7 protein-coding genes are annotated in these 4,376 nt (G+C 63.7%); 2 read left to right on the forward strand and 5 right to left on the reverse strand.

The window, feature by feature from the left end; translation table 11 throughout:
- Both H145_RS25095 and H145_RS0119140 read right to left on the reverse strand, forming a co-directional pair.
- A partial coding sequence (locus H145_RS25095; protein ID WP_033426463.1) for a transposase occupies positions 1-236 on the reverse strand: 236 nt, incomplete at its 3' end.
- A 181-nt stretch (positions 237-417) separates the two neighbouring features.
- Positions 418-1,557 carry an MBL fold metallo-hydrolase gene (locus H145_RS0119140; RefSeq protein WP_033426462.1) on the reverse strand — a complete coding sequence of 380 codons (1,140 nt, stop codon included), beginning with the start codon at positions 1,555-1,557 and terminating at the stop codon, positions 418-420.
- A 114-nt stretch (positions 1,558-1,671) separates the two neighbouring features.
- Here H145_RS0119140 and hemF point away from each other — a divergent pair, with 114 nt between their 5' ends.
- Together hemF and H145_RS22175 are read left to right on the forward strand one after the other, a co-directional pair.
- Positions 1,672-2,688 carry an oxygen-dependent coproporphyrinogen oxidase gene (hemF, locus tag H145_RS0119145; protein WP_019949757.1) on the forward strand — a complete coding sequence of 339 codons (1,017 nt, stop codon included), beginning with the start codon at positions 1,672-1,674 and terminating at the stop codon, positions 2,686-2,688.
- Positions 2,685-3,275, forward strand: a complete 591-nt coding sequence (locus H145_RS22175) for a phosphatase PAP2 family protein (protein ID WP_019949758.1) — start codon at positions 2,685-2,687, stop codon at positions 3,273-3,275. The genes hemF and H145_RS22175 overlap by 4 nt, the downstream gene beginning before the upstream one ends.
- A 104-nt stretch (positions 3,276-3,379) precedes the next feature.
- Here the strand turns inward: H145_RS22175 and H145_RS0119155 are convergent, their stop codons facing one another.
- The 3 genes from H145_RS0119155 to H145_RS22180 all read right to left on the reverse strand — a co-directional run.
- A complete protein-coding gene (locus H145_RS0119155; protein WP_019949759.1) occupies positions 3,380-3,781 on the reverse strand; it encodes a hypothetical protein in 402 nt (133 codons plus the stop codon).
- Positions 3,766-3,990, reverse strand: a complete 225-nt coding sequence (locus H145_RS24405; protein WP_157541832.1) for a hypothetical protein — start codon at positions 3,988-3,990, stop codon at positions 3,766-3,768. The genes H145_RS0119155 and H145_RS24405 overlap by 16 nt, the downstream gene beginning before the upstream one ends.
- 124 nt (positions 3,991-4,114) lie before the next feature.
- On the reverse strand, positions 4,115-4,376 hold a 262-nt coding region (locus tag H145_RS22180; protein ID WP_205619334.1), incomplete at its 5' end, for an integrase core domain-containing protein.

The raw sequence follows: 4,376 nt of genomic DNA on the forward strand, positions 1-4,376 counted from the left end.
TTTTCCCACACGCCCTTGTCGCGCCAGCGGGCAAAGCGCACGTACACCCGGTGCCAGTGGCCAAACTGCGCCGGCAGGTCCCGCCAGGGAGCTCCCGTGCGGCCCAGCCAAAGCACCGCTTCGACAAATCCGCGCGTGTCGGCAGCGGTGACCCCGCAACTCCCGGCTTGCCCCGGTAACAAAGGAGATAACTCGGCCCACATCTTGTCCGTCAATAGCGTGCGGTCTGCATTCATAGTCGATCAACAACTCCGTAATTGAGAACAGTTCCTAATGCTACGCAGCGGGCAGTAGCGCGAACTTTATAGTTCGCATCCTCGCGCCGTTGCAAGGGCTTTTCCGGTGCCGGGACGCGAACTACAAAGTTCGCGCTACTGCGCGGCCACCCCGTTACAGAAGGAAGTGGCCGCGCAGCCGCTACTCCTTCACCGCCTCCCACCACCGCTGCTGCGGCAGCGGGCGGCCGTCGAGCGTGACGGGCTGGCCCAGCTCGGGCGTGGTGATGGGCTGGCCCAGGCGGGCGGCTTCGGCGGTGGCGCGGCGGGGTGGCTCGTTCCAGGGGTGGTTGGCCTCGGTGAAAGCGCCCCAGTGCACGGGCAGCATCACGGCGGCGCGCACGTCGCGGGCGGCCTGCACGCTTTGCTCGGGCTGCATGTGGATGTCGGCCCAGTGCGGGTCGTACTGACCGCATTCTATGAGCCCCAAATCAAAGGGTCCGTGTTGCTTCCCAATGGCGGCGAAGTGCGGGCCGTAGCCGCCGTCGCCGCTGTAAAAGGCGCGGCGGGTGGCCGATTTCACCACCCAGGAGCTAAACGACGTGGAGTTGCGGTTGGTGAGCCCGCGGCCCGAGAAGTGCCGGGCCGGGGTACTGATGATGGTCAGGCCCGCCACCTGCACCGAGTCGTTCCAGTCCAGCTCGCGGATGCGGGCCGTATCGACGCCCCAGGCCCGTAGGTGGCCGCCAATGCCCAGCGGCACCACGAACAGGCGGGTCTTGTGGCGCAGCTTCCGGATGGTTTCGTAGTCGAGGTGGTCGTAGTGGTCGTGGGAGATGAGCACGGCCGTGATAGGCGGCAGCTGTTCGGTGAAGATGGGCACGCGCGGGTTGTAGCGCTGGGGTGTAGCCCACGATACCGGGCCCATATCCTGGCTCAGCATGGGGTCGAACAGCACATTCTGTCCGCCGATTTCGAGCAGGCTGGCCGAGTGGCCGAACCACGTCACGCGCAGCAGCTCGGGCGTTTTGCCCACGATGCTGAGCGAATCGAGCAGGTGCATGGGCAGCGGGCCGGGCGGCTGGCGGTCGGGCGTTTTGTTGAACAGAAACTCCCACAGTACCTGGCCCATACCGGCGCCGGTCATCAGCTCGGTTTTCTTCCAGGGATAATAGAATTCACCCTTCAGATAATGGCCGCTGCGGGCGTAGCGGGCCTTTTCGGCCTTGGTGGGCGTGCCGCCAAGCTGAGGGCTTAACTGGGCAAACGCGACTCCGGCCAGCAGCAGCGCCGCCAGCAAACTCAGAATAACTCGTAGAACAGGACGGCGGGATTTACGCATTCAGCAGACGCAGACAGGGGCAGTGGAACTTTCGGTAACGGGCTACCCGACGCCGGGGCCGTTTTACACTACGGAGAATACAACCAGCCAACGGAAAGTTTTACCTTTGCCTTAATGCCCGATTTGCCCGCTCCCACCGCCCCGTTTCCCACCCCGCCCACCGGCCTGCCCCGCTTCCGCGACACCGTGGAGGCCTGGATGCGCCTGTTTCAGGACTGGCTCTGCCAGCAGCTCGAAGCCACCGACGGCACCGGCCGCTTCCGCGAAGACGCCTGGCAGCACCACAGCGGCGGCGGCGGCCGCTCGCGGGTGCTCACCGAAGGCACGAGTATCGAGAAGGGCGGCGTGAATTTCTCGGCCGTGGAAGGGCGCATGAGTGAGGCCGCCGCCCGGCAGCTGCTCATGCCCGACCCCACCTATTTTGCCACCGGCGTGAGCGTGGTGCAGCACCCGCGCAGCCCGCTGGCCCCGATTTCGCACATGAACGTGCGCTACTTCGAGGCCGGCAACGGGCAGGCCTGGTTTGGCGGCGGGCTCGATTTGACCCCCATTTACGTGGATGTGGCCCAGGCCCGCTGGTTTCACGAGCAGATTGCCCGGGTGTGTGAGCAGCACGATGCCGGCTACTATCCGCGCTTTAAAAAGTGGGCCGACGAGTACTTCTACCTGCCTCACCGCCAGGAAACCCGTGGCGTGGGCGGCATCTTCTTCGACCGGCTTATTGTGGGCCAGGAAGCCGATGCCGAACGCCTGTTTGCCTTCGTGCGGGCCGTGGGCGAGGTGTACGGCCGCAGCTACTGCGCGCTGCTGCGCCAGAATGCCGACCAGCCCCACACCGAAGCGCAGAAGCAATGGCAGCTGGTGCGCCGCGGCCGCTACGCCGAGTTCAACCTGGCCATCGACCGGGGCACCCGCTTCGGCCTCGAAACCGGCGGCCGCACCGAAAGCATTCTGATGAGCCTGCCGCCCCAATGCGAGTGGCACTACAACCTGCAGCCCGCCCCCGGCTCGCCCGAAGCCGCCACCCAGCAGTGGCTGCGCCCCGGCCTCGACTGGCTGAACGCCACCGAACGGGTGGGGCCGACCAGCGACGCGGCCACCACTGACGCCACTGAATCTGCCGGCCAGTGATTGAGCAGCTGCAGAACCTGGACCGCTGGCTGCTGGTGGCGGCCAACTCCCACCGCTCGCCCGCCCTCGACAAGTGGATGGTGTTTTTCACCGAGCGCTTTGTGTGGTTTCCGGCGTATTTCGTGCTGCTGGTGGTGCTGAGCTACCTCTACGGCCGCCGCGCCCTGCTCCTGCTGCCGCTGCTGGGCGCCAGCGTGGCGCTGGCCGACCTGATTTCCAGCCGCTTCTTCAAGCCCTACTTCGCCCGCCTGCGCCCCTGCCACGACCCCGACCTGTCGGCTACCCTCAACCTGGCCAACGGCTGCGGCGGGCAGTTCGGCTTTCTCTCGTCGCACGCCGCCAACGCCTTCGCCCTGACGGTGTTTCTGGCCCTGGTGCTGCCCCCGCGCTACCGGGTGGCCAAGTGGCTGCTCTTTGCCTGGACGCTAGTGGTGTGCTACAGCCGCATGTACCTGGCGGCGCACTATTTCACCGATATTCTGGCCGGGGCCCTGCTGGGCTCCCTTACGGCCTGGGCCTGCGCCCGGGCCTACCGAAAGCTCGCGGCCCGCTGGTGGCCCCTGCAAACGGCCGCCGAAGTGGGCTGAACAGCTTATAACCGAACAGCAAAATTCCCCAGCCACGGCGCATAAGGCGCGGGGGCCGGGGAATTATTCTTTAGCGGAGCAGGCGTCAGCAGGCCCACCGCGCATCAGCAGGGCGAGAAAGCATGAAACCGAATCAGCTTGCCGTTCTGAAAATATAGTTTTAACGAGTCATCTACTCCGGGCTCTTGAATAGTTATGCCCTGGTACGTTGGCCCGGTAGTGCCCCCGGGCCGCCAATCTTGCACCTTGCTGGCCGCCACAGGGTAGCGTTGGCTGATTTCCTCGAATGTGGTGTTCCCATCGAGCACTTGCTCGCCAATCGTGACGCGAAACTTACCGCTGCTGAAGTCTACGGTGCCCATTACGGCCCGCTTGCCGTTCACTTCAAATAAGCTGGGGCCATACTTGTAAAAATCGCCCTTATCGTTTTCAAAGTGGCCACCGCATTCCACAGCATCCTTTTCAATTTTATCGGGCTGGCCCAGGGCTTTTACCAGCTCGGCCATAGTTGTCTCGAAAGGCAGGCCTTGACGCGAATTTGCCGGTAGTCGATGGTTTCCGCTGAGGCCGAAGTTCCGGAAACAGGCATGGCCGAAACGGTCGGCGCGGTTGCCGCGGCCGGCTCAGCGGTGGCAGTTTGGGCAGGGCCGGTTTGGTTGCAGGCGCTGGCCAGCAGCGCCAAAGCCAGCAGTGGTGCCCAGGTGGTTTTTTTCATAATGCAGGATACTGACGTGGAAAGAATACGGGCAGCAATATCTTCAAAAAAACGAGCTTTCCAACTTCACCTGTATTAGACACTTGCGGTTTGCTGGTCACGAGCAAGCAATTGTCTCGTCCGGCTATTTGTTGACAGAAATAAGGCAAGGGCCCCGCTCGGATTTTCCGGCGGGGCTTTTTCCTTGCTGATGGACTTGGTTTGGCGTTAAATAGTTCAGGGCCAGGTGGGGGCGCTCTTCGTTGTAGAGGTGCACGGCTTGGTCGACGAGCAAACGGGCCTGGGCCAGCTCGTCGGGCAGCACGAAGAGGAACTCGTCTTTGAGGATGCCGTTGACCCGTTCGGCCAGCGCGTTCTGGTAGCAATCGTAGCCGTCGGTCATCGAG

The sequence above is a fragment of the Hymenobacter aerophilus DSM 13606 genome, from assembly GCF_000382225.1.
Taxonomy (GTDB): domain Bacteria; phylum Bacteroidota; class Bacteroidia; order Cytophagales; family Hymenobacteraceae; genus Hymenobacter; species Hymenobacter aerophilus.

Excerpts from the sequence above, each read along its gene's own strand:
- H145_RS0119140 (WP_033426462.1), bottom strand. The coding sequence starts at position 1,557 with ATGCGTAAATCCCGCCGTCCTGTTCTACGAGTTATTCTGAGTTTGCTG.
- hemF (WP_019949757.1), top strand. The coding sequence starts at position 1,672 with ATGCCCGATTTGCCCGCTCCCACCGCCCCGTTTCCCACCCCGCCCACC.
- H145_RS0119155 (WP_019949759.1), bottom strand. The coding sequence starts at position 3,781 with ATGGCCGAGCTGGTAAAAGCCCTGGGCCAGCCCGATAAAATTGAAAAG.
- H145_RS24405 (WP_157541832.1), bottom strand. The coding sequence starts at position 3,990 with ATGAAAAAAACCACCTGGGCACCACTGCTGGCTTTGGCGCTGCTGGCC.